The following is a 23,839-nucleotide window of genomic DNA, read 5'->3' as shown; positions in this document are numbered from 1 at the left end:
CATGAGCGTCGCATCTGCTGTCTTCTGGGGGTTGATTACCCTCTCATTCCTTGTCTTCATCCATGAGGGCGGGCATTTCCTTGCTGCCCGCATGTGCGGCATGCGCGTGACCGAGTTCTATCTCGGCATGCCCTGCCGCTTCAAGCTGTTCCGCAAGAGCCGCCGCTATGGCACGGAGGTCGGCGTCACACCGATACTTCTGGGCGGCTATACGCGCATCTGCGGCATGGAAGGCGAGCCTCACGAGCGTCTGGCAGACATGCTCTGGCTTGTGCAGCAGAAAGGGCGCTTGAGCGCCGAGGAGGCTGCGTCCGAGCTTGGCTGCACCGAGGATGAAGCCTATGGGATGCTCTCGATGCTTGTCGACTGGGCTTCGATCGAGCCCTACTACAACCCTGAGCTCGGCGAGAAGCCGGGACAGCGCGACTGGCCTCAAGCCTTCCAGACCGTGAAGAGGGACGCAAAGTGCCTTACGGAGTATGACCGCGAAAGCGACTTCACGCTTCCGGGCGCGACCGAGGCAGGGGAGGCAAGGCTTCCTCAAGGGGATGCTGCATCGTTTCTTGCGGCCGAGAAGTCCCATACCTATGCAGGCCACGGCTTCTGGGCGCGCGTCTTCACGCTCTTCGCAGGTCCTCTTATCAACCTCATCTTTGCTCTCGTCGTCCTTATGGCTGGCTTCTCGCTTGTAGGCGTCACGGTCAGCGTGAACGAGAACACGATCGGACAGGTCGTCTCAGGCTCGCTTGCTGAAGTCTCGGGCCTGGAGGCGGGGGATACCGTGACGGCAATAAATGGCGAGGAAGTCACGGACTGGCAGAGCCTCGTATCGGCGCTCCAGCCCTGTCTTGCAGATGGCTCTGACTTCACGCTCGAGATCGAGCGCGATGGAGCCGCACAGACGCTCTATGTCGATCAGGATGAGAGCGCGCCATCTTCGACGCTCGGCATCGTCGCACCCTCGAAGACCGTGCATCTGAGCATCGCCGATTCCTTCCAGGCTTCGTTCTCCTATGCGAAGCAGGTGGCAGATGCTGCGATATCGCTCATCAGGCCGTCGCAGACGATGCAGGTGCTCAACGAGTCCACCTCCGTCATGGGCATATCGGTCATGGCATCAGAGGCGGCATCCGAAGGCGTCTGGGAGCTCATGCTGTTCATGGCAATGATCTCTATGTCGCTTGGCTTCATGAACCTCCTGCCGATCCCCCCGCTCGATGGCGGGAAGATCGTGATCGAGATCGGCCAGAAGATCGTGAGGAAGAACCTTCCCCAGAAGGCGCAGATCGGCATCTCCTATGCAGGGCTTGCCTTCTTCCTCTTCGTGTTCGTCTTTGTACTCAGAAATGACATCCTGAGATTCGTAGTGGGGTAGATGCAGGCATGAGCGAGAAAGCAGCACGTACAAGAACACGCCAGGTGCACGTAGGTACGGTCGCCGTCGGCGGCGGCGCGCCGGTATCGGTGCAGTCGATGTGCACGACGAAGACCGATGATGCAGAGGCGACGCTGGCACAGATCGAGAGCCTGGCTTCTGAGGGCTGCGAGATCATCCGTGTCGCTATCCCGAATGCAGGAGCGCTTGATGGCTTCGAGGAGATCTGCGTTAGGTCTCCGCTTCCTGTGATTGCAGATATCCACTTCGACCACAAGCTTGCTATCGAGGCGGCAAAGCGCGGCGCTGCCGCCTTCCGCATCAACCCAGGAAACATCGGCTCCTGGGAGCGGGTCGACGCCTGCGTCGAGGCGGCGGGGGAGGCTGGCATCCCGATCCGCATCGGCGTCAATGCCGGTTCTCTCGACCCGAAGGTGGACGCTGACGAGAAGCTGGCGCTGCCCGAAAAGCTTGTGGCATCATCGGTCTCCTTCGTCGAGCACTTCGAGGATCGAGGTTTCAAGGATATCGTCCTTTCTGCCAAGGCACATGATGTGCCGACGACGCTTGCGACCTACCGTGCGCTCTCGCGCGAGCTCCCCGACATTCCGCTCCATGTCGGCGTGACCGAGGCAGGCACGCTCAGGCAGGGCACCGTGAAAAACTCGGTCGGCGTCGGCATCCTTCTTGAGGAGGGCATAGGAGATACGATCCGCCTGTCGCTCACGGCTGAGCCCGAAGAGGAGGTGCGCGTTGCCTGGGAGCTTCTCCAGGCCCTCGGCATGCGCCGTCTCCATCCTGAGCTCGTGAGCTGCCCGACGTGCGGACGCTGCCAGGTGAACCTCATCGGCCTTGCCGACGAGGTTTCGAGGCGCCTCTCGAAGATCGAGGCACCGATTTCTGTCGCTGTCATGGGCTGCGTCGTGAATGGCCCGGGCGAGGCAAAGAGCTGCGACATCGGCATCGCATCCGGCAAGGGGCAGGGGCTTCTCTTCCTCGAGGGAAAGCCGCTCAAGAAGGTGCCTGAAGACCAGATGGTCGATGCGCTCTTCGATGAGATCAAGGAACGCTTCCCTGAGGCGCAGGCAAAGGAATAAGGGGAACTTCCAGAAAGGCTCCTTCGGGAGCCTTTCTTCTCTCCGGCATGTGCTTGTGTCCAAGAGCGGCATCGATGGGCCATCCGGCAGCTCAAAAGGCTTAGAATGAAACCTGTATGTGTGGGATGCCGAAAGGACATGCATTGAATACCTACAAGCTCATGAGCAATCTCTATGCGCCGACCCTCAAGGAAGACCCGACGGAGGCCGTGCTTGCCAGCCACAAGCTGCTGCTTCGTGCCGGCATGATCCGCCGTGGCTCGGTCGGCCTCTATTCCTATCTGCCGCTTGCCTGGAGATCGATCTTGAAGATCGAGAACATCATCCGCGACGAGATGGACAAGATCGACTGCCAGGAAATGATGACGCCGATCCTGACCGACGCCGAGCTCTGGCGCAAGAGCGGCCGCTGGAATGCCTATGGCCCCGAGCTCATGCGTCTCAAGGACCGCTATGGCCATGAGTATGCGCTGGGCCCCACGCATGAGGAGACCTATACCGATCTCGTGACGAACGAGCTCAAGAGCTACAAGCAGCTGCCTGTCATGCTCTATCACATCCAGGACAAGTTCCGCGATGAGCGCAGGCCGCGCTTCGGCCTCATGCGCTCCCGCGAGTTCATTATGAAGGATGCCTATTCCTTCTCCGCGAGCGTCGAGTCCATGCGCGAGTGCTACGAGGAGCAGAAGGAAGCCTATGCAAGCTTCTGCCGCCGTGTCGGGCTCAGGGCCCTTCCGGTCGTGGCCGACTCCGGCCAGATCGGCGGCGACACCTCCGTCGAGTTCATGGCGCTTGCCGATGCCGGCGAGGCCGAGATCTGCTACTGCGATGCCTGCGGCTTTGCAGCAGACACCGAGGCGGCAACGGCCAAGATCAGCCTCGTCGAGGGCGAGGCTGGAGAGCTCGAGAAGGCAGAGACGCCCTCCTGCAGCACCATCGCAGATCTTGCTGCCTTCCTCAAGGTCCCCGAGGCAGGCACGCGCAAGGCGCTTGCCCTCGTCGACGGCGACAAGTGTCCGGTCGTCGTCTTCGTGCCGGGAGACCATGACCTGAACGACGTGAAGGCAGGCCATGTCTTCGGCGAGTATCACCTGATGACAGACGAAGAGCTCAAGGAGTATGGCCTTGTGAAGGGCTTCATCGGGCCGATCGGCCTGCCCGAGAACGTGAAGGTCTACGCCGACGAGACGCTCAGGAGCTCCGTGTGGTGGGCTGTCGGCGCCAACGAGCAGGACTTCCACTTCATCCATGCAAAGCAGGGACGCGACTTCGAGATCTCGAACTGGGCAGACCTGATCACCGCAAAGGAGGGCGACCTCTGCCCGCACTGCGGCGCTCCGCTCAAGATTGCTCGTGGCATCGAGGTCGGCCAGGTCTTCCAGCTTGGCACGAAGTACTCCGAGACCATGGGCGCTACGTTCACGGATGAGGATGGCACGGAGAAGCCGTTCCAGATGGGCTGCTACGGTATCGGCGTCGGCAGGACGCTGCAGGCCATCGTCGAGCAGCACCACGACGAGCACGGCATCATCTGGCCGGTGAGCGTCGCTCCCTACGAGGTGGAGATCGTGCCGCTCGATACGCATGACGAGCTCGTGTGGCCGATCGCAAAGAAGCTTGCCGGCGAGCTTGTCGAGCGTGGCATCGAGGTCATCGTCGATGACCGCAAGGAGCGTCCAGGCGTCAAGTTCAACGAGGCAGACCTCTTCGGCTTCCCGTATCAGGTCGTCTGCGGCAAGCGTGGCATCAAGAACGGTGTCGTCGAAATCAAGGAGCGCGCAACGGGCGAGCGACAGGAGATTGCAATCGACGATGCAGTCGACGAGCTCGTGGATGCCATCGTCTCGAAGCGTGCCTAAGCACTGAAAGACGCTGCGTCAGACATACAGCGCATGAAAGAGGCGCCCAGAAGCTCTCAGAGGCTTCTGGGCGCCTTTCTGTACCTATTCGCGAAAGCGCTACTTCAGGCTTTCCTGATAGACGCGGTTGCCGGCAAGAGCGCCGATAAGACCATCGGCGAGGACGAGGATGGCAAGGAAGGGGAAGACGACACCTGGATTGGGTGCGAAGAGGCCTGCGGCATAGAGGATGACAGAGACGACGCCGAGGGCGCAGGCCACGATATAGATCGGGATGATGCCCTTCGTGCGAGACGGCGTATTGGCAGCACGTCCTCCCTGGAAGCCGGAGATGGCGCATACGAGCCCGTCCACGCCGAGCACGCCGTATGCCATGCCATTGCCGAGGCAGGCAGCGACGATACCGACGATAGCAAGGACAAGGCCTGCGAACATGCTGGCAAGGCTCCAGATCTTCAGGAACTTCTGCTTCTCTGTCATAGGATGATTCCTTTCAGGTGTAATCGAGCTTCTAGGTCCTTGTACCACATTGGCCTGTGCGTAAGCCGTGCTCGGGCCAAATAGCGCCTGAAGGGCATCGCGCGCAGGGGAGCGGATGGGCTGGACAGCGATTTCCGGCATGTCGAGAAAGCGTGAAGGCGCAAACTTGCGAAAATCGTGCTTGACCGGAATCGAGCTTCTGTTATAGTAATTCCCGCACCGCATGGGGAATTAGCTCAGTTGGGAGAGCGCGTGACTGGCAGTCACGAGGTCAGGGGTTCGAATCCCCTATTCTCCACCATGATTACTCCGCAGGCCACTTAGTGGCCTGCTTGCTATGGGAGGGCAGCGAGGCGCTGCATTTCATCCGGCTGGATGGACTGAAGAGGCTGAATCTGCTAATATCACTCCCGCACGGGCGATTGGCTCAGGGGTAGAGCACTTCCTTCACACGGAAGGGGTCGCTGGTTCGAATCCAGCATCGCCCACCAGGAATATGAGGGCGGCGGCTCAGGCCGTCGCCTTTTTTCTCTATTTCGGGCTCATGGCGCAACGGTTAGCGCAGGGGACTCATAATCCCTGGGTTGCAGGTTCGAATCCTGCTGGGCCCACCAGAAGATCGAGGCCGGCAGCCAGCGCTGCTGGCCTCTTTTTTGTGGGAAGGATGGTCTGCCGATGTTCGAGTTCCTGAAGCGGCATGGCAAGAATGCGGAATCCGGCACGCAGGGCAGCGATGCCTTCGGCCTCGAGGATGCGACATCGATCTTTAACCTCCGCGAGCTTGCCGGATATCCTGCTGAAGGCGGACTCACGCTACCTCACCGGTTCCTCCGTTCGGGTGCCTTGGACACAGCCACAGCTGCCGACTGCGACTTCCTGAAGAGCTACGGCGTCACGCATGTCGTCGACCTCAGAGGAGAGGCCGAAGTGGCCCGGGGCGATGGTCCGCTTGCAGAAGATCCTGACATCTCCTGGATCAATGTACCGCTCTTCGACTACAACATGAGCGATCCCTATCTCATGCCCCGCACGGGTGCTGCGGGATATCTCGCCGAGAGCTACTGCACAATCCTTGCGAACAAGCCTGCCGTGAAGGAGATCTTCGAGTTCTTCGCAGAGGCAGGCGCAGATGATTGCGTGCTCTTCCACTGTGCTGCTGGCATGGACAGGACCGGCGTGACCTCCATGCTCCTCTTGGGCCTCTGCGGCGTCGACCGCGACCACATCATCTGCGACTACTCCTACTCCTTCGGTGGCGCCCGCGAGGTCGACAAGGCGGTCATGTCCGGAAAGCCTCCCGAGAAGATGCGCGTGCGCCCCGAGCTCAAGAGCCGCATCAAGGCGATATCGGAGACCTGGGACCTGCTCATTGCAGGATATGGATCTGCCGATACCTATCTCGACTCCTGCGGCATCATGCCGGAGACGAGACGTGCCGTGCGGGAGCATCTCGAGGGCTGAGAGAGCCTCAGCAAAGCTGCAGCTCCAGGCGCTTCCCTGTACTTCACGTGGCGTTTTCGCAGACGTGCTTTCCGTACCTTATACTCTTTGGATAAGGCAAAGTCTAGAAAGGGGACGCTATGGCAGAAAGCGAAGATCCGAAGCAGCTCTTCGGCATGTATGTGGCACATGTCGGCATCAACGCCTCGTCTGACGAGGAGGCCGAGGCCATCGTGAAGGAATTCTCCGACCTTATGGGCCTTGCCCGTCAGGTCATCTCGCCGGCCTCCGTCTTCGCGAGCGACCTTATCGAGGTCATGCGTCCCGGCCGTGGCCGTGGCACGAAGGGCCATATCGGCTTCCACGTGGACGATATCGACGCTGCGGAGAAGTGGTTCAAGTCCCGCGGCTTCGAGATCAACGAGGATTCCCGCGTGAAGAATCCGGACGGCTCGACATACCTTGTGTATTTCAAGCATGAGATCGCTGGATTCGCAATCCATCTGACCGTGCAGAAGTAGGAGTCTTCCACGTGATAGTTCTTGCGGACAAGATCACAAAGTCATTCGGCGGCCGCGTTCTCTACGCGGCCGCTACCTTGCAGCTCAATGCTGGCGAGCGCTGGGCGCTTGTCGGCCCTAATGGAGCAGGCAAGACCACCTTCCTCAAGATCCTCATGGGTCAGGAGACGCCTGATGAGGGAACAGTCTCCTTCGCGAAGGATACGACGGTCGGCTACCTCGAGCAGGAGACGAAGATCTCCGGCACGAAGACAGCTCTCCAGGAGGTCATCGATTCGGCAACCGAGATCAGGCGCTGGGAGAAGCGCGTGCACGAGCTCGAAAAGGAGATCTCGAGCACGCCGGAAGGGCCTGCCCTCGACCATATGCTCGAGGACTATGCACATGCCCAGGAGCGCTTCGAGCATCTCGGCGGCTATGAGCTCGATGCCCGCGCCCGCCAGATTCTCGCTGGCCTCGGCTTTCCTGTCGAGGACTTCGACAAGCCTGCCGTCGACTTCTCGGGCGGCTGGCAGATGCGCATCGCGCTCTCGAAGCTCCTTCTCCGCCATCCCGACCTGCTGCTCCTCGACGAGCCGACAAACCACCTCGACCTCGAAAGCGTCCAGTGGCTCGAACACTTCATCTCCTCGTATGATGGAGCAGTCCTCATCGTCTCGCACGACCGCTCCTTCATGGATGCCTGTGTGAGCCATGTGGCTTCGATCGAGAACCGCAAGATCCAGACCTATGTCGGCAACTACGACTCGTACCTGAAGCAGCGCGAGGACAACCTCGAGCAGATGCGTGCGAAGCGTGCGGCACAGGAGCGCGAGATTGCCCATATGCAGGTCTTCGTCGACAAGTTCCGCTACAAGCCGACGAAGGCAGCACAGGCGCAGGAGCGCATGAAGCGCATCGAGGAAATCAAGAAGGAGCTGGTGATCCTGCCGGAAGGCCAGAAGCAGGTCCACTTCTCGTTCCCCGATCCTCCGCGCACAGGCGATACCGTGATCGCCATGAAGGATGTCGCGAAATCGTTCGGTACGAACCATGTCTACGACCATGTGAATGTGAGCCTCTACCGTGGCGACCATGTGGCGCTTGTGGGCCCGAACGGCGCCGGCAAGTCCACGCTCATGAAGCTCATGAATGGCAAGCTCACGCCCGATGAGGGCACGGTCGAGCTGGGCCAGAACGTGACGGAGTCCTACTACGCCCAGCACCAGCTCGAGGAGCTCGATCCTGCGCATACGGCGCTCCAGGAGATCGATGCGGTAGCACCGGGCTGGACGACATCGGAGGAGAGGCGCCTGCTTGGTGCCTTCCTCTTCCACGGCGACGATGTGGACAAGCACGTGAGCGTCCTTTCCGGCGGCGAGCGGGCGCGTCTGGCACTTGCCAAGATGCTCGTGAAGCCAGATCCCCTGCTTCTGCTCGACGAGCCGACAAACCACCTCGATATCGACTCGGTCGATGTCCTCGAGGAGGCCTTGAAGGACTTCCCGGGCACGATCGTCCTCATCAGCCACGACGAGCATCTCGTGCGTGCTGTCGCGAACAAGGTCATCGATGTCCGCGACCACAAGGTCACGATCTACGACGGCGACTACGAGTACTACCTCTGGAAGAAGGCAGAGCTCGAGGCACGTGCCGCCGAGGATGAGGAAGGCTCCGGCGTCGTGGCGGCTCCGCAGAAGAAGGCGCCTGCGCCTGAAACGGAGCAGACTGGCCGCAACGTGAAGACGAAGGAGCAGCGCCGCGCCGAGGCAGAGGCCAGAAATGCGCTCAACCGTGCGCTCAGGAAGGAGCGCAAGCGCCTGAAGGAGGTCGAGGCAGCCCTCGAGCCTGCCCGCAAGCGCTACGACGAGCTCATGGCTGAGATGGCATCAGAGGAGCTCTACAACGATGCCAAGAAGTTCGATGAGTGCATGAAGGAATACACAGCGCTCAGCAAGAAGATTCCGGCCCTCGAGGACGAGTGGCTCGAGCTCTCGACGAAGATCGAGGAGGCAGGCCAGGAGTGAAAGAGAGAGCGCTCCCTATCCTGTCTTTGGCCTTCAGGGTCATGGCGATCATATGGGTGGCTATCGTTCTTGCTGTTGCGCTCTATGCGGGAACGAACCGCCTCCTGCTGGTCGGATTCACGAATGCGGCTGCAGCCTTCGTGCCTTCTGTCTGGCGCGGCATGCTCGTCTTTCCGCTTCCGACAGGAGGAAGCCTGCGCGGCGACTTCCTGATCATGGCAGCAGCCTCGACTGCTCTCTCGCACCTTTGCGCCTGGCTTTCCCGGCGCATCTAGCCCTCGACGAAGATGGAGGAGATGGCACGATGTATCAGCTGATGACAATAATCACGGCAGCGATCTCCGTCGCGCTCTTGATGTTCTCTGCCATGGTCCATGAGGTGGCCCATGGCTGGGTGGCCTACAAGCTCGGAGACCCGACGGCCAAGAATGCGGGCAGGCTCACGCTCAGCCCGAAGGCGCATCTCGACCCCTTCGGCTCCATTGTCCTGCCGCTCATCATGGTCCTCCTCAAAGGGCCGGTCTTTGCCTATGCAAAGCCGGTGCCCTACAACCCCCGCAATCTCCGTCATCCTGACCGCGATGAGGTGCTGGTCGCAATTGCGGGGCCTGCCTCGAACATCCTACAGGCGCTCATCGGGGCCCTTCTCTTCGACATCCTCTATCCGGTGCTGCCGCTTTCGCTCTATGGCCCGGCGTACTGGCTGCTGTATATCCTCTCGAGCTATGTCTACGTGAACCTCATGCTTGCTTTCTTCAACCTGATTCCGCTGCCGCCGCTTGATGGGTCGAAGATCATCATGCCGCTGCTTCACGGCGAGGCACGCCAGAAGTACTACGCGATCCAGCAGTACGCGATGCCGATCCTCATCATCGTCCTCTATCTCGTGCCCATGGTGTTCCATGCAGATCCGCTCGGCATCTACCTCAACGTCACGGCGGACAGGCTCTACAGCCTGCTTCTGGGGGCGTGAGAGCGTGTCGTTCCGTGTCCAGACGCAAGGTTATTCGGGGCCGTTCGACCTCCTTCTCCAGCTTGTCACGAGGAAGAAGGTCGCAATCGGCTCCATCTCCATCTCTGAGGTCGCAGACCAGTACCTCGAAGAGGTCAATCGCATGGGCGACCTCGACCTCGATGTCGCAAGCGACTTCGTCCTTGTCGCCTCGACGCTTCTGGATATCAAGGCGGCATCCCTTGTGCCAGAAGAGCCGGCAAGAGTCCAGGATCCTGACGACCTCGACGATACGGGGCTCGAAGACCTCGATCCGACACAGGCACGCGAGGTCCTGATCGCCCGCCTCATTGCCTACAAGCAGATCAGGAATGCGGCAGCTGCACTCTCGTCGCGCATGGAGGCAGAGAGCAGGATGCTGCCGAGAACGGCAGGCGCCGACCCCGAGTTTCTGGGCCTCATGCCTGACTATACGAAGGGCATCACGATATCGAGCCTTGCGGTCATCTGTGCCGACCTCGATTCGCGCCACGAGCATTTCCTGCTCGAGGCGGAGCATATCGCTCCGAAGCGGATCTCGCTCGCTCTGGTCATGGCATCGGTCGACCGCTTCACGCGCTCCCGCGGACACTGCTCATTCGACGAGCTCCTCGAGGGCTCGAAGGACCCGGAGAAGGTCGTCGCGACCTTCCTTGCGATGCTCACGCTCTATCACCGGGGCTCCATCACCGTCAGACAGGAAGAGAATTTCGCTCCGATCGAGATCTCCAGGGTCGAAGGCGCTCCAGCCTACGACCCTGCAACCGATCTCGATGAATTCGAGGAGGACTCATAGTGGAAGATCTCGCACATCTCGACGATGCATCCGTGAAGGGTGCGACCGAAGCGATCCTGCTCGTGTCGTCAGATCCGCTCTCTGCGGTAGATCTTGCAAAGATCCTGGGGATACAGCCAGGAGAGGCGGCAGGCGTGCTTGCCGAGCTCTCTGCAGAATATGCCGACGCGAACCGTGGCTTCCAGCTGCGCGAGGTCGCAGGCGGCTGGCGCCTCTTCACGCATCCTGCCTACCACGATATCGTGGAGCGCTATGTCCTGAGCTGGGACACGAGGAAGCTCTCGCAGGCTGCGCTCGAGACCCTTGCCGTCATTGCCTACCACCAGCCGGTCACGCGCGAGGGCGTGAAGGCCGTGCGTGGCGTGAATTCGGATTCCGTCATCTCGTCGCTCATCGAGAAGGGGCTGGTCCGTGAGCTGGGACGTGCGCCCGAGCATGCGAATGCAATCGTCTACGGGACGACGCGTGCCTTCCTCGAGCAGTTCGGGCTCAGGAGCCTCAAGGACCTGCCGCCGCTCGAGGACTTCGCTCCCGACGAGGAGTCGAAGCGCTTCATCCGCGAACGCCTTTCGGGCAGCTCCATCGCATCGACCCTCGAAGAGACCGCAGAAGACATCGACGACGAGCGCGAGCTTCTGGACGGTGCCGAGCTTGCAGACGACGAGGAAGAAGCAGGAGGGGATGAGGAGTGACGGATACGGATTTCCAATACCCCTTGAGGCTGCAGAAGTTCCTGGCCCGCGCCGGCGTCGCCAGCAGGCGGGGATCGGAGGACCTCATGACCGCGGGACGCGTCACCGTGAACGGCGAGGTCGTGACAGAGCTTGGCAGCCGTGTCGATCCGAGCCACGATGTGGTATGCGTCGACGGCAGGCGGGTAGAGATTGCAGAGCATCCGGTCTACCTCATGCTCTACAAGCCACGGGGCTATCTCACGACGATGGACGACCCTCAGGGACGTCCCTGCGTGCGCACGCTCGTGCCCCAGAAGCAGTATCCGGGAATCTTTCCAGTCGGACGCCTCGACAAGGACACGACGGGGCTTCTGCTCTTCACGACGAATGGCGATGCCTCGCAGCAGCTCCTGCATCCCTCGAAGCATGTCTGGAAGCACTATGTGGCGCTCGTCGAGGGAAGGATCACGAAAGAGAACAGGCGCGCGCTCGAGCAGGGAGTGGAGCTCGATGACGGGTGGACACAGCCGGCAGAGGTCGACTTCCCGGAACGTGGAAGCGAGGCCTGGGACGCCGTGACGCCCGAAGGCATACGCGTCGGCCAGACCGTCGTAGGGCTCACGATACATGAAGGCAGGAAGCATCAGGTCAAGCGCATGCTCAAGGCTGTGGGGCACGAGGTGGTCTTCCTCCACCGCGATGGCTTCGGGCCGCTCGAGCTCAAGGATGTTTCATATGGCTCATGGAGGCTTCTCGACGAGGGCGAGATAGCATCGCTCGAGAAGATCATCCAGGACAGGAAGAGGCAATAGTTAGCATGGCACAGGAACTCCAGCGCATCCTCGTGATGCGCCATCCGCAGACGACGGCAAATCTCGACCAGACCCTTTCGGGGAGGCGCAATGTGGATCTGAGCCCGAAGGGCGAGGAGCAGGCACGCCGTGCCGTCGATGCCATCGTCACCTGGAAGCCTGACCGCATCCTGACCTCGCCGCTCCAGCGCTGCACGAAGCTTGCCTATGCAGCCGGGAAGCGCCTGGGCATCGAGCCTCAGGTAGAGGACCGCATCATCGAGATGGACTTCGGCGAGGCCGAGGGCCTCTCTGCCCAGGAGGCGCACAAGCGCGGCTGGTCCTTCCCGTGGGCGCTCGACGCCGAGGGGCACTCCATCACGGCTCCGGGCGGGGAGACCTACGAGCATGCCCTCGCACGCGTGCAGTCGCTCCTGGACGACCTCGAGAGCGTGCGGGGACGCACCGTGCTCCTCACGCATGGCGGGATCTCGAGGAGCATCCTGCGTGCCATCTACGGAACGCCGGCCGACCGCTTCTGGCGTATCCAGATTTCCAATGTCTCCTCGTTCGTTCTCTCCTACGATGGAAAGAGATATTTCCTTGCTGCGCTCGGCCTTACGCCTGAAGAGGTCAAGCGCCGCGTCGAAGAGGATGTCGTGAAGGATCTCGACAACTGGGATGGTGATGCCAAGTGAGGGTTGCTATCGACGGACCGGCAGGCTCTGGCAAGTCGACAGTCGCAAAGGCGCTGGCGAAGAAGCGTGGACTGACCTATCTCGATACCGGAGCGATGTATCGCGCCTGCGCCCTGCGTGCCGAGCGCAAGGGCATCGATTTCAAGGATTCCCAGGCGCTTGCCGCCTGTGCAAAGGAAGCAAAGATCGAGTTCGGCCCCTTTGCCGAGAAGACACAGGTCTTTCTCGACGGTGAGGACGTGAGCGATGCAATACGCACGGCCGAGGTCGACCGCGATGTCTCTGTCGTCGCGGGCATCCCTGAGATCAGGGCCGATATGGTTGGGCGCCAGCAGGCATTCGGTGCGCAGGGCGATGTCGTGGCTGAAGGAAGGGATATCGCCTCGGTCGTCTTCCCTGATGCCGAAGTCAAGGTATTCCTCGTTGCGAATCCCGAAGCCAGGGCGCACCGCCGTGCGGTCGAGCGTGCGGGTGGCGATACGGCGAAGGGGGAGGCGGTTGCCGTCGATCCGCAGTCGGAGGAAGCCATCCTGAAGGACATGGCACGCCGCGACAAGGCAGACTCCTCCCGCGCCTCGTTCAAGCTCGAGCCGGCGCCTGGCGCTGTCACGATCGACTCGTCAGAGATGACAGTGGAGGAGGTCGTGGACGAGATCTCTGCCCTCATGGACAAGGCTGAAGCGAAGGAGCATGCGAAGCCTGAACCCGTGAAGGAGGCAGCGCCCGCTCCTGCAAAGGAGGCAGCTCCCAAGAAGAAGGCACCGAAGAAGGCAGAGCCCATGAAGGCATTCAGGAGGCTTCCTGCCGAGGAGTACTACGAGCATCCGATGCGCGCCTTCCCGTGGCCGTCGCGCGCGTGGCTTGCCATCTCGATGACGGGTGCCTGGATCTGGACGAAGATCTTCTTCCCCTGGAAGATCGAAGAGGCAGAGAAGCTCTGGGGCGGCTGGAAGCCCGGCGACAAGGGCCGTGTCCTTGTGATGAACCATGTATCGATGCTCGATCCGGTCGTCGTCGCTATCGCACTCTATCATCACGGCATCAGGACCCGCCCGATCTCGAAGAGCGAGTTCGACAAGAACAAGCTCGTCTCCTGGGCATTCTCCCGCTATGGCTGCATCCCTGTCGTGCGTGGCACGGCTGACGTGAAGGCAATCCGCCGTGCGCGGCGAGCGCTCGAGGCAGGCGACTGGGTGCTCATCTTCCCCGAAGGCACCCGCATCAAGACCGACGACCAGCCCGTCACGATCCACGGCGGCTTTGCCCTGATCGCCCAGATGGCGCGCACCTGCGTGCAGCCAATCGCGATTGTCGGTGCCCGCGACATCACGCCGAAGGGCAAGCATTTCCCGCGTCCGAAGCGTGTCTTCATGAAGGCGGGAGATCCGATCGAGTTCTCGTCCCTCGGCGTGAAGAAGCGCAAGGAGCAGATTGCCGCGATGGAGAAGGTCTCGATGGAGCGCGTCTATGCGCTCAGAGACGAGCTTCGCCAGGAGCATCCCGGAAAGAGGTAGGAGATGGCAAAGATCGAGATAGCGGCTGAGGCCGGCATGTGCTTCGGGGTCGCCCGCGCGCTCGACCTGGCCGAGAAGGCAGCCCACGAGGTAGAGGGCCCCGTGAAGACGCTGGGGCCTCTGATCCACAATCCGAAGGTCGTCTCCGAGCTCGAGGCGGAAGGTGTCGGTGTTGCCGAGAGCCCCCGCCAGGCCCAGGGATCGACCCTGATCATCCGTGCCCACGGCGTCGTGCCGGAGGCTGTCGAGGAAGCAAAGGCAGCCGGCGTGCATGTCGTGGATGCGACCTGCCCCTATGTGCAGAAGGTCCACCATCTTGCAGAGCAGCTCTCGCGCGACGGCTACACGGTGCTCGTCCTCGGCGAGCGGGGACATGCTGAGGTGGAAGGCACGCTCGGACATGCTCCTGGTGCACTTGTCGTCAACAGTGCTGCCGATGTCAGGCAGGCTTATGAGAGCATGAAGCTCTCCCGCCGTGTCGGCATCGTCGTCCAGACGACGCAGACAAAGGCCCGCCTCCAGGAGGTCGTCTCCGAGCTCGTGCCGCTTGTCGAGGAGCTCCGTGTCTACAACACGATCTGCGAGGCGACGGAGAGGCGCCAGAAGGCGGCGGCAGAGCTTGCTTCGCGCGCCGATGCGATGGTCGTTATCGGTGGCCGCAACTCGGCAAATACCACGCATCTTGCGGAGATTTGCTCAGATAGGTGTCCGAGAACGTATCATATCGAAGACGTATCTGAGCTCGAAGGCAGCTGGCTCGCCGGTGCTTCCACCATTGGCATCGCCGCTGGAGCTTCGACCCCTCAGAAGCAGATAGATGCCGTGCGCGCAAGGATAGAAGAGCTCGCCGGCAAGTGAGCTAGCGAGGCGCGCTGAGCGCGCTTAAGGAGTGAATATGGGAAAGCCGATCGTCGCTGTCGTAGGGCGCCCGAATGTGGGCAAGTCGACCCTCGTCAACCGCATCGCGATCAAGCGCGATGCAATCGTCCATGAGTCCCGCGGCGTCACGCGCGACCGTTCCTATCATGAGGCGGACTGGTCTGGCCGTGACTTCGTGCTCGTCGATACCGGCGGCATCGAATCCGTGAAGTCGAAGGACGTGTTCGCGCCAGGCATCCGCGAGCAGGCGCTCACGGCCTGCGAAGAGGCCGATGCCATTGTCTTCGTCGTCGACGCCACGACGGGCGTGACAGACGAGGATGAGGAAGTGGCGAAGATCCTGCGCAGGAGCGACAAGCCGGTCTTCCTGGTCTGCAACAAGTGCGACAACCCGGCAAACGAGCCGGACCTCTGGGAATTCTATTCCTTGGGTGTCGGAGAGCCGAGGCCTCTTTCTGCCTCGCACGGCATCGGCACAGGAGATCTTCTCGACGATATCATCGCCGTGTTCCCGGAAGATGACGGGACAGGGACTGAGGAGATCGACGACGGGACGCTCAAGATCGCCCTGATCGGCCGCCCGAATGTCGGCAAGTCCTCCATCACGAACGACCTCATCGGCAAGAAGCGCTCCATCGTCTCCGATGTGGCTGGCACGACCCGCGACGCAATCGATACGGTCATCGAGCGCGAGGGCAGGAAGTACCGTCTCATCGATACGGCCGGCATGCGCAAGCGCAACCTCGTGCATGAGGATGTCGAGTACTACTCCTATGTCCGTGGCCTTCAGGCAATCGACCGTGCGGATGTGGCCCTTCTCGTCGTCGACGCGACGGAAGGCGTGACAGAGCAGGACCAGAAGGTCGCCGAGATGGCAATCGATCGCGGCTGCGCCATCGCTGTCCTTCTCAACAAGTGGGACCTCATGAAGGACGACCATGCAAGGGACGAAGCGCTCCGCACCATCCAGCAGCGCCTTGCCTTCATGCCTTGGGCACCCTACCTCAGGGTCTCTGCCAAGACCGGCCGCTCGATCGACAAGATCTTGGCACTTGCCGACAAGGTGCAGGAAGCCCGCACGATCCATATCCCGACCTCGAAGCTCAACAGCCTCATGGAGCGCCTGCGCGAGACCGGCTATACCGTCGTCCACAAGAACCAGCGCCTCAAGGTCAACTACGTCACCCAGACCGGCTACCAGCCGCCGGTCTTCACCCTGTTCTGCAACAGCCCTGAGCTCGTGAACGACAACTACCGCCGCTTCATCGAGAACCGCCTGCGCGATGAGTTCGAGCTCGAAGGAACGCCGATTCGCCTGAACTTCAGAAGGAAGGAAGCGCAGAAATGATAGATGCCGGAGGATACTGTCTGCTCCTCGTTGCGGCCGTTGTCACCTACTTCGTCTGCGGCATCCCGTTCGGCCTCCTCATCGCTTCGAAGGAGGGCCATATCGACGTGAGGAAGGTCGGGTCGGGCAATATCGGCACGACGAATGTCGCACGTTCGGTCGGAGCCAAGGCAGGAGGGCTCACGCTCCTGCTCGATGCGCTCAAGGGATTCCTCTCGACCTTCATCTGGCAGAAGGTATTCTGCATGGCGGTCTTTGCAGGCAATGCCTCCATGGTGGCGCCGACAGGGGAGTTCGGATGGATGGCATCCATCATCTTCCTTGCTGCCATCTGCGGACATGTCTTTTCGCCCTATCTCCATTTCCATGGAGGCAAGGGCATCGCTGTCGGCTTCGGTGCAGCGCTTGGCTATATCCCGGCAGTCGCTTTGGGACTCCTTGTCGTCTTCGTCGTCTTTGCGGTGCCTTCCCGCTATGTGTCGCTCGGCTCGTCCATGGCAGCCGTGTCGCTTCCGATCTGGGGAGCGGTCTTCGGCTATGCGCCAGCCACGATCTGCCCGCTTGTCATAATCACCGCGATCGTCGTCTGGGCACATCGCGCGAACATCAAGAAGCTCGTCCACGGCGAGGAGCGCAAGTTCTCGTTCCATCATGAGAGCAAGGACGCGAAATGAAGGTCGCGGTCATAGGCCTCGGCTCCTGGGGCACGGCAGCGGCAGGCCTTGTCGCGCTCCATGCTGATGAGGTCATGGGCTGGGCACACTCGGAGGCAGTCGCCTCTGGCATCGAGCATGAGCACAGGAACCCGCGCTATCTTACGGGCTATGTGCTGCCGGAGAATGTCCATGCGACGACCGATCTTTCTGCATGCGTGAAGGATGCAGATGCGGCTCTTGTCGTCGTGCCTTCATCGCATCTGGCGCATGTCTCATCCGAGCTTGCCCACATCATCTCTTCAGAGCTTCCGCTCCTTGTCCTCACGAAGGGCATGGAGGAAGCGACGGGCAGGCTCATGACGGAAGTCGTGGGGAATGCCGTGGGGCATCCGGAGCGCATTGCCTGCCTCTCGGGCCCGAACCACGCCGAAGAGATCTGCCTCGGCAAGGTATCTGCTGCGGTCATCGCCTCTGCCAATCCTGATTGTGCCGCCTTCTTCCAGAGGCTCATGGTCTCGCCGAACTTCCGTGCCTATGTATCGGACGATCTTGTCGGCGTCGAAGTGTGCGGTGCCGTCAAGAATGTGATCGCTATCGCCTGCGGCTGCGCGGTCGGGCTCGATGCCGGCGACAACACCCTTGCTGTCCTCATGACACGAGGGCTTGCAGAGATCAGCCGCATCGTGGCAGCGCTCGGCGGAAATCCGCTCACCTGCATGGGTCTTGCCGGCATGGGCGACCTTGTCGCGACCTGCACCTCCGAGCATTCGAGGAACCGGACCTTCGGCGAAGGGTTCGTAGCCGGCGAGAGTCTGGAAGCCTATGAGGCACGCACCCACATGGTCGTCGAGGGTGCCAGAGCTGCAAAGAGCGTCTGGAAGCTCTGTTGTGAAAAGGGTATCGAGGCACCCATAACAGGAGCCGTTCACGCTATCCTGTATGAAGGAACACCAGTAGATGCAGCCATTGCAACCCTTCTGGGGAGAAGTCCCCGTGTGGAGTTCTACGGGCTGTAGCGCAAGAGAATAGGGGCGGCATGCTCGACGAGATCGGAATCGCTCCGTCTATCCTTTCGGCAGATCTGATGGATCTGGGCCCTGAGGTGAAGACGGTGGCTGGGGCGCGCTATATCCATTTCGATGTGATGGATGGCTCGTTCGTGCCTGAAATCTCCTATGGACATCCGGTTCTGAGAGCCCTCAAGAAGACGACGGATATCCCGGTAGATGTCCACCTCATGATCTCGAACCCCGATGAGGAGGTTGCCTCCTATCTCGAGGCAGGCGCCGACATGGTCTCATTCCATGTGGAGTGCGCAAAGCATGCGCAGCGCATTGTCGATGAGATTCACGCCGCTGGAAAGCTCGCGGGCATTGCCCTCAATCCGGGCACCTCTGCCTATGCGCTCGATGCGCTTCTGCCGACGGTCGATATGGTGCTCGTGATGTCGGTGAACCCAGGATTTGGCGGGCAGAAGTTCATCCCTGAGACACCCGAGAAGATCCGCACCATCCTGCGTCTTGCCGAAGCCCATGGGGCACATCCTCTGATCGAGGTCGACGGCGGCATCTCGAAAGAGACCGCAGGGCTGGTCGCGTCTGCAGGCGCACGCCTGCTCGTGGCCGGGTCTGCCGTCTTCAAGGCAGAGGACCGCCACAAGGCAATGACAGAGATTGCCCAGGCTGCGCAAGCCGGGCTTGGCAGGAAAGCGTAAAGCGGCGTATACCCATGGATTCATACGTATATCTGGACTATGCAGCCTCGGCGCCGATGGTGCCTGAGGCAAAGGCGGCAGAGGCTGCCTATGCTGAAGCACCTTATGCGGGTGCCAACCCCAACTCGCTCCATACGCTCGGACGCGAGGCGGCCATGGCTCTCGAAGGGGCCAGGCGCGAGATAGCAAAGGCGCTTGGCGGCGGCTTCCGCCCCGGCGAGATCGTCTTCACATCGGGCGGCACGGAATCGAACAACCTTGCCCTCTACGGTATCGCCGAGGGTGCCCGTGCACGGGACCGGAAGCGTACGCGTGTCGTCGTCTCTGCCATAGAGCATGACTCGGAGCTCGATGTCGTGCCTGCACTCAAGGACCGTGGATTTGTGGTCACGCTCGTGCGCCCGGGACGTGATGGCAGGATTGCGCCGGAGGAGCTCGAGCGTGCCGTAGGCCCTGACTGCGCCCTCGTCTCCATCATGTCGGCAAACAATGAGACCGGCGTCATCCAGCCTGTTGCAGAGCTTGCAGAGATCGCCCACAAAGCCGGTGCCCTCATGCATACGGACGCTGTGCAGGCATTCGGACGCATACCGCTCGCTATCGACACGTGCGATGCGGTGAGCATCGCTGCCCACAAGATCGGCGGCCCTGTCGGTATCGGCGCTCTGGCCCTGCGCATGAGATGCCCGTTCCGTCCCCAGAACTTCGGTGGCGGCCAGGAGGCGGGAAAGCGACCAGGCACGCAGGATGTAAGGGGAGCGCTCGCCTTTGCAGCAGCTGCAAAGGCACAGACCGACCATCTGGCGGAGCGCAGGAGCGCCTGCGCTGCCAAGGCAAACAGGCTCTTCCAGAAGATCTGCGCTCCCGGAACTGGCATCCAGCCGACGACCACGGCTCAGATCGACGATACGAGGCTTCCGGGCATGGTGAGCATCTACGTGCCAGGGCTCGACTCCGAGACCCTGATCTTGAAGCTCGACCAGAAAGGCTTCGAGGTATCGGCAGGATCTGCCTGCTCCTCGGGATCTCTGGATCCTTCCCATGTGCTCTCTGCCATGGGCATAGCAAGAAACGATGCATTGGGTGCGCTCAGGATCTCGTTCGACGAGCGCGTATCCGATGAAGACCTTGACCGCTTTGCCGATGCCCTCATCGGCATTGTGGCTGCAAACAACTAGTGGATGAAGGAAAGGCGAGAATCCATGAATGAGGCACAAGCGCTGGTACGTCTGCAGGAGATCGATCTTTCGCTCATCAGGTACGACGGGGAGATCAGGAAGCTTCCGCAGCTCAAGAAGCTCGCAGCCATCAAGCAGGCCCAGAAGAAGCTTGCGCAGGACATGACAAAGATCGTGGGCCAGCGCAAGGATGCCGAGCTCGAGCTCAAAGACAACGAGGACATGACGGAGCGCCTGAAGCAGCATGAGGAGGAGGTCACGGCCGAAGCGAACGAGGACGGCCACACGCCGCGCGAGCTTCAGGACTTCGAGAACCAGCTCACGATGCTTGCAAAGCGTCGCGAGAAGTATGAGTTCACGCATGAAGGCCTGAAGCAGAATCTGCAGAAGATGCTCGATGCCGAGGCGCATGCCGGCGAGCTCAAGATTCGCCTCGACGAGGAGACCGAGAACCAGACCCGTGCCTATCAGGATGTGACGGCAGGCATCAGGGAGTCCGTGAAGGAGCTCACAGAGGAGCGCAGGCGCGTCCTTTCCCATATCTCGCCCGAGATGCAGAAGAAGTACAGCGAGACTTCGACGCGCTTCGGCGGCCTTGCTGTGGAGACGCTCCATGGGAACAAGCCATCGATCTGCCGTGTCGCGCTCCAGCCGTCCGATTTCGGCGACATCGCCCGCAAGGGCCAGATCTGCGAGTGCCCGTACTGCCACCGCATCCTGGTGACCGGCACCGAGGAGGAATAGATGGCAGAGGAGAAGGTGCCGCATGTCCTGCTGCATGTCACGGGCTGCATCGCTGCCTACAAGGCGGCAGAGGTCCTGAGGCTTCTCCAGAAGGCCGGCTGCGAAGTCCATGTGGCCATGACAGAAGGCGCTTCCCGCTTCGTCGGCAAGGCGACATTCGAAGGTCTCACGCGCTATCCCGTGCTCGAGGACCTCTTCGACTTTGCGCCTACGGCAATCCCTCACATCGACAGCGCCGAGTGGGCGGATCTCCAGCTTGTCTGCCCCTGCACCGCGAATGTGCTGGCAAAGATTGCCCATGGGATGGCAGACGATGCGGTGACCTCGAGCATCCTTGCTGCGACATCTCCTGTGCTCGTGGCACCGGCCATGAACGTGCATATGTGGCGCAATCCCGCGACGCAGGAGAATGTGGCGCTGGCACGGAAGCACGGCATCAAGGTCATGGCCCCCTCGTCGGGCCGTCTTGCCTGTGGCGACATCGGCGAAGGCAAGCTTCCTCCTGTCGAGGAGATCGCCGAGGCGGCGCTCATGGTCCTGAAGAGGACTGAGGGGCTTTCCGGCAAGCGCATCCTCATCACGGCAGGGCCGACGCATGAGGCGATAGACCCGGTCCGCTATATCGCGAACGCCTCTTCGGGCAAGATGGGCTACGCGCTTGCTGCCGAGGCAGCCCGCCGCGGAGCCGAGGTCACGCTCGTTTCGGGACCGGTGAGCCTTCCTTGTCCTTACGGCGTGGAGCGTGTGAGCGTCACGAGCGCCGAGGAGATGCACGACGCAGCTCTTGCTGCGTGGAAGGATGCCGATATCGCTATCTGTGCCGCTGCCGTCTCCGACTATACGCCTGCAGCGCCGAGCAGCCACAAGCTCAAGAAGGGGCTGGAGCAGCTCGATTCGATTGCCCTTGTGGAGACGAAGGATATCCTCAGAGATCTGGGCGCCACGAAGGGAGACCGGATCGTCTGCGGCTTTGCAGCGGAGACCGGCGATGCAGAGCGCTATGGGCGCGAGAAGCTCGAGCGAAAGCGCGCCAGCATGATCGTTGCAAACGATGTCTCGCGTGCGGATTCTGCCTTCGGGTCGGATACGGACAAGGTCTCCTTCATCCTGCCTGGCAGGACGATCGAGCTCCCGGTGCTTCCGAAGACGGAGGTTGCCGCGAAGATCCTGGATCAGCTGCAGGAGCTTCTCTAGGAATGAACGAGAGAGGGCCTCGCCAGAGGCCCTTTTCATGAAGAGGGATGGAACGTTTTGGCAATACTCATCGGATGCGAGCACCTGTCCCAGGAATGGCCGGGCAAGCAGGTGCTCAAGGATGTGACAATCGGCATCAATGCCGGCGAGCGCATCGGCATTGTCGGCAGGAACGGCGACGGCAAGTCGACGCTCCTGGATCTCATTGCGGGCAGGATCGAGCCAGACGACGGCACGATCGTGCGCCGCGGCAACATCACGGTCGGCTATCTCGGACAGTCGGACGAGCTCGACGACGAAGATACGGTAGCTCACAGCGTCGTCGGCGATGTGCCGGAATATGAGTGGGCATCGGATCCGAAGATCCGCTCCATCATCGATGAGCTTCTCGTCGGCGTCGACTGGAATGCAAGGATTGGCGACCTTTCCGGAGGACAGCGCAGGAGGTGCGACCTTGCCCGCCTTCTTGTCGGCGACTGGGATGTCATGCTCATGGACGAGCCGACGAACCATCTCGATATGCATGCCATCACCTGGCTGGCCGAGCATCTGAAGAGAAGGTGGCCCGAAGGCACGGGAGCCCTCCTCGTCGTGACGCACGACAGGTGGTTCCTCGATGAGGTCTGCGAGCATATGTGGGAAGTCCATGACGGCACGATCGATCCCTTCGAGGGCGGCTATTCTGCCTACATCCAGCAGCGTGTCGAGCGCGAGCGCATGGCGCAGGCATCGGAAGACAGAAGGCAGAACATTCTGCGCAAGGAGCTCAACTGGCTTGCCCATGGAGCCAAGGCACGCTCGTCGAAGCCGAAGTTCCGTATCAAAGAAGCAGAGGCCCTGATCGCAAACGACCCCCCTCTGAGGAACACGGTCGAGCTCAAGAGGCTTGCCGTCTCGCGTCTTGGCAAGCTCGTCATCGAGATGAAGAATGTCACCGCCGGCTACGGCGATACGCCGGTGATCCAGGACCTCACCTGGCTCATCGGACCGGGCGACCGCTACGGCATCCTCGGCGAGAACGGCGCCGGCAAGTCGACGCTTCTCAAGGTCATGTGCGGACGCATGAAGCCAAGCCGTGGCTATGTGAAGATCGGAAAGTCGGTCCGTTTCGGCATCCTCTCCCAGAACCTCGACGAGCTCCACAAGAAGGATGACTGGCGTGTCGAGGAGCTTCTTGCCACCTACAAGAAGTACTATGTCGTCGACGGCAAGCCGCAGAGCCCCGAGCAGCTGCTCGAACGCCTTGGCTTTGCCCGCCGCGAGTTCCCGACCTTCATCAAGGACCTCTCGGGCGGCCAGCTCCGCCGTCTCGCTATCATGTGCGTGCTGCTCGACGAGCCGAACGTGCTCGTGCTCGACGAGCCTGGCAACGACCTCGATACGGACATGCTTGCTGTCCTCGAAGACCTGCTTGATACGTGGCCAGGAACGCTCCTGCTTGTCTCCCATGACCGCTACCTCATGGAGCGTGTGACAGATGACCAGTTCGCCCTCATCGACGGCCATCTCCGCCATGTCCCGGGCGGTACCGATGAATACCTTCGTCTTCTGAATGCAGCCACACAAAACAGGAATGCCCAGGCACCCTCTTCTGAAACTACAATGTCAGATGGCAGCCAGGCACAGGAGAGCCCGTCTGAGCCTGCACTCTCGAATGCAGAGCGCCGCGAGCTCAGGAAGCGCTTCGACGCTGTGGCACGAAAGCTCGAAAAGAGGCAGGCGGAGCCTGACCGCATCCGCAAGGAGATGGCAGAAGCCGACCCTACCGACTACGAGCACCTCATGGAGCTCCAGAACGAGCTTGCCGCTGCCGAGAAGGAAATATCGGATCTCGAAGACGAGTGGCTGGAGCTCTCCGACACGCTCGGCATCGAGTAGCTTACG

23 protein-coding genes and 3 tRNA genes are annotated in these 23,839 nt (G+C 61.1%); 25 read left to right on the top strand and 1 reads right to left on the bottom strand.

Going from position 1 to position 23,839, the window contains the following annotated elements:
- The first annotated feature begins 1 nt into the window (after position 1).
- The 3 genes from VXJ24_RS05550 to VXJ24_RS05540 all read left to right on the top strand — a co-directional run bounded on the left by VXJ24_RS05550 (position 2) and on the right by VXJ24_RS05540 (position 4,331).
- Positions 2–1,375 (top strand): M50 family metallopeptidase, encoded by a 1,374-nt coding sequence (locus VXJ24_RS05550; protein ID WP_330971925.1) that lies wholly within the window; start codon positions 2–4, stop codon positions 1,373–1,375.
- A gap of 8 nt (positions 1,376–1,383) precedes the next feature.
- Positions 1,384–2,472, top strand: a complete 1,089-nt coding sequence (gene ispG / locus VXJ24_RS05545) for a flavodoxin-dependent (E)-4-hydroxy-3-methylbut-2-enyl-diphosphate synthase (protein ID WP_330971924.1) — start codon at positions 1,384–1,386, stop codon at positions 2,470–2,472.
- A gap of 143 nt (positions 2,473–2,615) precedes the next feature.
- A complete protein-coding gene (locus tag VXJ24_RS05540) occupies positions 2,616–4,331 on the top strand; it encodes a proline--tRNA ligase (protein ID WP_430623813.1) in 1,716 nt (571 codons plus the stop codon).
- Positions 4,332–4,430: 99 nt separating this feature from the next.
- On the opposite strand, the gene VXJ24_RS05535 is transcribed toward VXJ24_RS05540, so the two are convergent.
- Entirely contained in the window at positions 4,431–4,811 is a 381-nt protein-coding gene (locus VXJ24_RS05535; RefSeq protein ID WP_330971923.1) for a hypothetical protein, read from the bottom strand.
- Between the two features lie 225 nt (positions 4,812–5,036).
- Between VXJ24_RS05535 and VXJ24_RS05530 the strand changes: the two genes are divergently transcribed.
- From VXJ24_RS05530 to VXJ24_RS05425, 22 genes are all read left to right on the top strand, one after another.
- Positions 5,037–5,112, top strand: a tRNA-Ala gene (locus VXJ24_RS05530).
- A 115-nt stretch (positions 5,113–5,227) separates the two neighbouring features.
- Positions 5,228–5,302: transfer RNA gene (locus VXJ24_RS05525), tRNA-Val, on the top strand.
- Between the two features lie 47 nt (positions 5,303–5,349).
- A tRNA-Ile gene (locus VXJ24_RS05520) sits at positions 5,350–5,425 on the top strand.
- Positions 5,426–5,486: 61 nt separating this feature from the next.
- Entirely contained in the window at positions 5,487–6,272 is a 786-nt protein-coding gene (locus VXJ24_RS05515; RefSeq protein WP_330971922.1) for a tyrosine-protein phosphatase, read from the top strand.
- 119 nt (positions 6,273–6,391) lie between these two features.
- Positions 6,392–6,772, top strand: coding sequence for a VOC family protein (locus tag VXJ24_RS05510; protein WP_330971921.1), 381 nt, complete (start codon positions 6,392–6,394; stop codon positions 6,770–6,772).
- 11 nt (positions 6,773–6,783) lie between these two features.
- Positions 6,784–8,778 (top strand): ATP-binding cassette domain-containing protein, encoded by a 1,995-nt coding sequence (locus tag VXJ24_RS05505; RefSeq protein ID WP_330971920.1) that lies wholly within the window; start codon positions 6,784–6,786, stop codon positions 8,776–8,778.
- Positions 8,775–9,053, top strand: coding sequence for a hypothetical protein (locus tag VXJ24_RS05500; RefSeq protein ID WP_330971919.1), 279 nt, complete (start codon positions 8,775–8,777; stop codon positions 9,051–9,053). Before VXJ24_RS05505 ends, VXJ24_RS05500 begins: the two co-directional genes overlap by 4 nt.
- A 29-nt stretch (positions 9,054–9,082) precedes the next feature.
- Positions 9,083–9,751 carry a site-2 protease family protein gene (locus tag VXJ24_RS05495; protein ID WP_330971918.1) on the top strand — a complete coding sequence of 223 codons (669 nt, stop codon included), beginning with the start codon at positions 9,083–9,085 and terminating at the stop codon, positions 9,749–9,751.
- Between the two features lie 4 nt (positions 9,752–9,755).
- Positions 9,756–10,565, top strand: coding sequence for a segregation and condensation protein A (locus VXJ24_RS05490; protein ID WP_330971917.1), 810 nt, complete (start codon positions 9,756–9,758; stop codon positions 10,563–10,565).
- Positions 10,565–11,257 (top strand): SMC-Scp complex subunit ScpB, encoded by a 693-nt coding sequence (scpB, locus tag VXJ24_RS05485; protein WP_330971916.1) that lies wholly within the window; start codon positions 10,565–10,567, stop codon positions 11,255–11,257. The genes VXJ24_RS05490 and scpB overlap by 1 nt, the downstream gene beginning before the upstream one ends.
- Entirely contained in the window at positions 11,254–12,051 is a 798-nt protein-coding gene (locus VXJ24_RS05480; RefSeq protein WP_330971915.1) for a pseudouridine synthase, read from the top strand. The genes scpB and VXJ24_RS05480 overlap by 4 nt, the downstream gene beginning before the upstream one ends.
- Positions 12,052–12,056: 5 nt before the next feature.
- The gene (locus VXJ24_RS05475) at positions 12,057–12,728 is read left to right on the top strand and encodes a histidine phosphatase family protein (RefSeq protein WP_330971914.1); all 672 of its coding nucleotides are present in this window, start codon (positions 12,057–12,059) and stop codon (positions 12,726–12,728) included.
- Positions 12,725–14,242, top strand: a complete 1,518-nt coding sequence (cmk, locus tag VXJ24_RS05470) for a (d)CMP kinase (protein ID WP_330971913.1) — start codon at positions 12,725–12,727, stop codon at positions 14,240–14,242. Before VXJ24_RS05475 ends, cmk begins: the two co-directional genes overlap by 4 nt.
- 3 nt (positions 14,243–14,245) lie before the next feature.
- The gene (gene ispH / locus VXJ24_RS05465; protein ID WP_330971912.1) at positions 14,246–15,100 is read left to right on the top strand and encodes a 4-hydroxy-3-methylbut-2-enyl diphosphate reductase; all 855 of its coding nucleotides are present in this window, start codon (positions 14,246–14,248) and stop codon (positions 15,098–15,100) included.
- Between the two features lie 37 nt (positions 15,101–15,137).
- Entirely contained in the window at positions 15,138–16,469 is a 1,332-nt protein-coding gene (gene der, locus VXJ24_RS05460) for a ribosome biogenesis GTPase Der (protein WP_330971911.1), read from the top strand.
- Complete coding sequence (gene plsY, locus VXJ24_RS05455) at positions 16,466–17,143, top strand: glycerol-3-phosphate 1-O-acyltransferase PlsY (RefSeq protein WP_330971910.1); 678 nt, start codon at positions 16,466–16,468, stop codon at positions 17,141–17,143. Before der ends, plsY begins: the two co-directional genes overlap by 4 nt.
- Positions 17,140–18,141: an NAD(P)H-dependent glycerol-3-phosphate dehydrogenase gene (locus VXJ24_RS05450; RefSeq protein ID WP_330971909.1), complete on the top strand. Its 1,002-nt coding sequence runs from the start codon at positions 17,140–17,142 to the stop codon at positions 18,139–18,141. The genes plsY and VXJ24_RS05450 overlap by 4 nt, the downstream gene beginning before the upstream one ends.
- Positions 18,142–18,161: 20 nt before the next feature.
- A complete protein-coding gene (rpe, locus tag VXJ24_RS05445; protein ID WP_330971908.1) occupies positions 18,162–18,839 on the top strand; it encodes a ribulose-phosphate 3-epimerase in 678 nt (225 codons plus the stop codon).
- Between the two features lie 14 nt (positions 18,840–18,853).
- A complete protein-coding gene (locus VXJ24_RS05440) occupies positions 18,854–20,017 on the top strand; it encodes a cysteine desulfurase family protein (RefSeq protein ID WP_330971907.1) in 1,164 nt (387 codons plus the stop codon).
- 24 nt (positions 20,018–20,041) lie between these two features.
- Entirely contained in the window at positions 20,042–20,761 is a 720-nt protein-coding gene (locus VXJ24_RS05435) for a zinc ribbon domain-containing protein (protein ID WP_330971906.1), read from the top strand.
- Positions 20,762–21,955, top strand: a complete 1,194-nt coding sequence (gene coaBC / locus VXJ24_RS05430; RefSeq protein ID WP_330971905.1) for a bifunctional phosphopantothenoylcysteine decarboxylase/phosphopantothenate--cysteine ligase CoaBC — start codon at positions 20,762–20,764, stop codon at positions 21,953–21,955.
- A gap of 57 nt (positions 21,956–22,012) precedes the next feature.
- Positions 22,013–23,833, top strand: a complete 1,821-nt coding sequence (locus VXJ24_RS05425) for an ABC-F family ATP-binding cassette domain-containing protein (RefSeq protein WP_330971904.1) — start codon at positions 22,013–22,015, stop codon at positions 23,831–23,833.
- The last annotated feature ends 6 nt before the right edge of the window (positions 23,834–23,839 follow it).

It is taken from the genome of Olsenella kribbiana (assembly GCF_036408795.1).
In the GTDB taxonomy this organism is placed as follows: domain Bacteria; phylum Actinomycetota; class Coriobacteriia; order Coriobacteriales; family Atopobiaceae; genus Olsenella_L; species Olsenella_L kribbiana.
Note: the sequence above shows the minus strand (reverse complement) of the source record. Positions and strands in the feature narration are given on the sequence as shown.